The following is a 3692-nucleotide window of genomic DNA, read 5'->3' as shown; positions in this document are numbered from 1 at the left end:
AAAAGCTGCGCTCCTCTTAAACTTATTTCTTCACTGCGTAGGGCATTGACCAATTGTTTTTCGGCAGTTATCAATATGGTCGGTGTCGTCACTATAGCAGGACGATTGGGGTCTGTATTGATATCACTCATGACCGATTTGGAACAAGAGCTCGTCGTGAATAGACTTATACCTAATAGTGTTGTATATAATAAATGTGTGCGTTTCATTTTTTCTAGAATTTAAGATTAACATTAAAACCATAAGTAACAGGAGTTGGTATACTACCACCTTCGATTCCTTGTACATTTCCGCCGCTAGAAGTAAATTCTGGATCAATGTATTTACTCTTTGTGTAGATATTCCAAAGGTTTCTTCCATAGACATTGACACCAACATTTTTAATCAATTTGTTGTTGGAAATTGGGAAGTTGTAGCCTAAAGTTACTTCTCTTAATTTGATAAATGTCGCATCAAAAATAGAGAATGCTGTCGGGCCGTTGTATTCATTACGTGCCCAATCTTGTGCACTGATATTACTTGTATTTTCACGGATATTGGTTACATCGTAGGTACCATCGCTGTGGAAAGCTACATCTGCTTTAACACCATCCAGTGTGACACCAGTTTCGCGGATATTGTTAGCAGCTGTTTTGTCCAATATACCAGAGTACATACCTACTTTGTAAGTTTGTGAGAAAAATTTACCACCTACTCGTCCTGCTATCAAGAATCCTAGATTGAAACGCTTGTATCGGAAACTATTCTGGAAACCAAAGGTATAATCTGCTAAGATCGAACCTAGAGGTACTAACTGAGAAGTTTCATAAAAGTACCATTTTCCTGTACAACACGTTGTCCATCGGGTGTATACACAAAATCATAACCCAGAAATTGGCCATATGATTCACCTTCTCTAGCAACCAGATCAACTAAAGTATTACTTAGGCTTAGGGTACTAACCTGATCATCTAATTTAATCACTTTATTCTTGTTTTTAGCCCAATTGATTGTCGCATCCCATGTGAAATATTCTGTTCTGATTGGTGTGCCATTTAATACTATTTCTAATCCTTTATTGTTAATTTTTCCTGCATTAAATGTTTTAGATGCATAACCAAAAGAGGAGGATACCGGAACTGGTAAAATTTGGTTTCGCGAATTGTTATTGTAGTAGGTAACATCTAGGCCTAATCTATTTTTAAAGAACTGCAGATTTATACCCGTTTCCCAAGAGCTAGTAATCTCTGGTTTTAGCTGTGCATTAGGTTTTTTATCAGGTAGACTATAAGATGGTTGTCCTTCAAATGCTTGTTCAGCTTCATAGACCTTGTATAATTGATAAGGATCGGTATCATTACCAACTTGTGCCCAACCTAATCGTAATTTTCCGAAACTCAACCAGTCTAATTGCTTAAAGGCATCTAATTGACTGAAAACAAAACTTCCGGTTAGGGATGGGTAGATGAAGGAGTTGTTGTCAACAGGTAGGGTGGAAGACCAGTCATTACGGACAGTTCCATCTATATATAGTAAGTCGTTGTATCCTAGTGAGAAACTTCCGTAGACAGAAGCGATTCTTCTGTGATATTTGAAATTGTCTATTTTGACAGCAGATGCATTTTTAAGGTTGTAATATTCTGGAATAGTTAATCCACCTTGCGTAATACCATAATCCTGTTTGCGATTTTGATCACGTAAGTTGGCTCCTATATTAGCTACAAGAGAAAATTTGTCCCAGTTTTTTTTAGCTGTAGCTAAATTCATAGTTATATTCATTGAGTTTATTGCTGGATTCTTCATATTGTGATTGACTGCGCGAATATACTGCGATACGGTCTTGGGATTGAAAAGAATAGATATCGCCATGTACTTTGGCTCCTACTGTCAACCAATTGTTGACATCATACTGTAAACCAATATTTCCATAGAAACGGTCCCTGCTGTCTTCCATGTAAGATTCATATGCTGACCAGTAAGGGTTATCGATGAATCGGGTAGCTTCATCAGTGGCGTTATTTTGCCAACCTGTACGATTCCAGGCGATCGGTGTTCCGTCTGCTCGTTTGTAGTTTTCAAGTATTTTGTAGTCTACCTGTACACCGCCCCATTGAAAAGCTTCAAGAATAATATTTCTATTGGAAGCACCAGTCCATGGGCGACCAATTGATGAGTTTCGGATATAGTTGAAATTGGATGTTACTTTTATTTTACCTAATTGTGTTCCTCCAGAAAAGTTAAGCGTATTGCGATCTAGACTTGAGTTTGGCACTGTACCGCTAACATTCTTGTTTGTGTACGAGAAACGATAATTGGTATTACCGCTATTGCCGGCAATGGAAAAGTTATTGGTGTTAGCAACACCAGTACGGAAAAAGTAGTTTACATCATTTTTTGGATACAGCCAAGGTGTTGGATTCAGATAATTTGCTTCATCTTCAGGATTCAGGTTATACCATTGTAATACAGGAGTTCCATCTAATTTTGGACCCCAGCTTTCGTCGGAAGCATAATCTACAATTTTGTAGTCTTTTCCATTGATGTTCTGTGTTTGAAAATTCGTAGAATAACCTTGCCCGTATAGTTGTTGACGTTTTGGTAAACGGACGATATTCTCAAAATCAAGACCGGTATTGATTGCGATATCAACTTTCTCGCCTTTTGATGCTCGTTTTGTAGTTATTAAAATAACACCATTGGCCGCTCTGGAGCCATATAATGCGGCAGCTGAAGGGCCTTTTAATACCGAGATGTTTTCAATATCATCGGGGTTGATATCTTGGATCATGTTGCCAACGTCTTTTCCTGCACTTCCATTGATGGTAGCGCTTGAATTCAGGTCCGTGTTATCGATCGGTGTGCCATCAATGACAAATAAAGGTTGATTATTTCCAGCGATGGAATTTATACCTCGTAATAATACATGAGATGAACCGCCCATATTTCCACCTGAAGTTGTAACTTGAAGACCAGCAACCTTTCCTGATAATGCACTTAACGCATTGGTAGGACGAGTTTGTAACTCAGTTCCTTTTACTTCTTGTACAGCATATCCCAAAGATCTTTTCTCTCTTGATATACCTAATGCAGTTACAACAACTTCGTTGAGCTGTGAACTGCTAGGTGTTAACTGTATTGTTGTTAAGCCTGAAATATTTGCTTGAATCGTTTTAGTTTCAAATCCAATGTATTGTACTTGAAGTGTAACCGTATTTTCATTTGATGGAAATTCAAATAGACCGTTTACATCTGTTTGTACTTGTTTTTTACTTGCAATGTCCGTAATCGTAGCGCCTTGAATGGCTGTATTGCGCTCGTCAACTACTTTTCCTTTTATGGTAGATTGTGCGTATAGTGCGCTTGAACTGAGGCAAAGCGCTGCTGCTACGACAAAATTTGTTGTATGTTTTATCATGTTAATAAGATGTAATATATGAAGTTAGGGAGTCTTTTGTTATAGGAGATAGTTGTGTATCATTAAGCTAAAGTACCTCCTAGAAGCATTCGTTTTATGTACATACAGGTAGTGTGTTTTTTCATTATTTATTGTTAATGATGCAAATATATAAAATCCACCTGATAAGTAGTCTTTGTTTTTGTATTTTTTGTTAAAAAAATGTTAAAATGTATTCCCACTACGTTTAAATGCGCCTTTGTAAATTGGTTGGATTCAAATATGTAATCTTATTCATGCTTGTTAATGATTTATAAAA

General features: G+C 37.1%; 3 protein-coding genes and 1 pseudogene. All 4 read right to left on the bottom strand.

Translation table 11 applies throughout. The annotated features are described in order from the left end of the window. Window positions 1-209, bottom strand: a pseudogene (locus L950_RS29035) (SusD/RagB family nutrient-binding outer membrane lipoprotein); the annotation flags it as partial. Window positions 210-214: 5 nt separating this feature from the next. Then, window positions 215-709: a hypothetical protein gene (locus L950_RS34635; protein ID WP_231577852.1), complete on the bottom strand. Its 495-nt coding sequence runs from the start codon at window positions 707-709 to the stop codon at window positions 215-217. Between the two features lie 80 nt (window positions 710-789). Continuing rightward, the gene (locus L950_RS34630) at window positions 790-1746 is read right to left on the bottom strand and encodes a TonB-dependent receptor domain-containing protein (RefSeq protein ID WP_231577851.1); all 957 of its coding nucleotides are present in this window, start codon (window positions 1744-1746) and stop codon (window positions 790-792) included. Continuing rightward, window positions 1727-3394: a TonB-dependent receptor plug domain-containing protein gene (locus L950_RS34625; protein ID WP_231577850.1), complete on the bottom strand. Its 1668-nt coding sequence runs from the start codon at window positions 3392-3394 to the stop codon at window positions 1727-1729. The genes L950_RS34630 and L950_RS34625 overlap by 20 nt, the downstream gene beginning before the upstream one ends. Window positions 3395-3692: the final 298 nt, after the last annotated feature.

The sequence above is a fragment of the Sphingobacterium sp. IITKGP-BTPF85 genome, from assembly GCF_001006065.1.
Lineage (GTDB): Bacteria > Bacteroidota > Bacteroidia > Sphingobacteriales > Sphingobacteriaceae > Sphingobacterium > Sphingobacterium anhuiense.
This window is presented reverse-complemented; position numbering and strand designations above follow the sequence as displayed.

Excerpts from the sequence above, each read along its gene's own strand:
- L950_RS34630 (WP_231577851.1), bottom strand. The coding sequence starts at position 1,746 with ATGAATTTAGCTACAGCTAAAAAAAACTGGGACAAATTTTCTCTTGTA.
- L950_RS34625 (WP_231577850.1), bottom strand. The coding sequence starts at position 3,394 with ATGATAAAACATACAACAAATTTTGTCGTAGCAGCAGCGCTTTGCCTC.